The sequence below is a fragment of the Candidatus Obscuribacterales bacterium genome (genome assembly GCA_036703605.1).
In the GTDB taxonomy this organism is placed as follows: Bacteria; Cyanobacteriota; Cyanobacteriia; order RECH01; family RECH01; genus RECH01.
Window position 1 is genome coordinate 1 of sequence record DATNRH010000007.1, and the last position, 1,103, is coordinate 1,103.

The 1,103-nt window shown below is 55.2% G+C and carries 1 protein-coding gene; it reads left to right on the forward strand.

The window, feature by feature from the left end:
* Positions 1 to 944 (forward strand): hypothetical protein (locus V6D20_00195; GenBank protein ID HEY9814217.1); only part of this gene is annotated, 944 nt, incomplete at its 5' end.
* Between the last annotated feature and the right edge of the window lie 159 nt (positions 945 to 1,103).

Here is a 1,103-nt window from a genome sequence, read left to right on the forward strand (position 1 = left end):
GCGTCTGGAGCAAGGAGTCAGAGGAGGGCAAAGAGCTTGAGGATCTCTACAGCAAGGCCGCTCTGGTGAACGAGGCCAAGCTCATGCTCGAGTACCTGTATGCAGCCCCAAGCCATCTACGGAACCGCATGCCCGATATCACGTGGACCGTCTTCCGTCTTCCACCGGACGTCAATGCCAACCAACTTCAAAGGTTCGTTGTATTTTTGGAGACGTCAAAACAGAATGCCCTCGTGTTTGAGCAGGGCTCGAAGACCGCACTGCTCAGCCTCTACAAGAGGCACAAGGTAGCGAAGGCCAACGACCTTGCGGTGGAAACCTACAATACCCTGCTCCTGCAAACCCCTCTCAAGGACGTAAAGGTGCAAGACCTGCGCCTTCTGCTCATAGCCCAAATGAGCTTTGCCCTTTCTGAGCCGCTCACCCGCATCGCTTGGCAGGACGAGTTCCCCATCGAGAAGTGGGACTGGCCAGTACCCAACTCCGAGCGAAGGCAGTCGATCTGCTTGATCCCCAACGGAGAAGCGTGTCCAGATGGTCTCCGCTACACCCTTCTCCTTGGCATCGACGGGACCTTGGAGCGACAGCAAGCTGACGGTCCATTGTTCCCCAAGGCACCTGGTGCAGGGTTCATGGAGAAGAGGAACGGCTCATATGACCGTGATGTTGCCAAGTATCTGGTAGGTCACCTTTTTAACACCGAGCCATTTTCCCACCTTGGCCTGCGCCTGGCACGCCGTACAGGATGCAAGGAGCGCCTGCTAGGCTTTGTCTTCTATGCATGGCCGACACCGCCGCTGATGATGCACTATGCCAAAACAGTGCATTTGCACGCCCTGGCCACGGAGTTCCATGACTACTTGCCAGGGCTCATTCCTGTCATATTGGAGCTCCTTGAGGTTCACCGCATTGACCCTCTTGTTGTCCAGGTACTCTTGATGTAATGTTGCTGTCCCTGCCCTCACCTGCTCAACTGTGAGTCTGGGGTAAAGCAGTTGTGATCATGGAACGTCGCCTTGCAGGGGACTTTCTCATGTACAGAATGTTAGAATGCTCATGCATTCGATGCAAGACGCCTCCGCCAATCTTGCCAACGAGAAGCG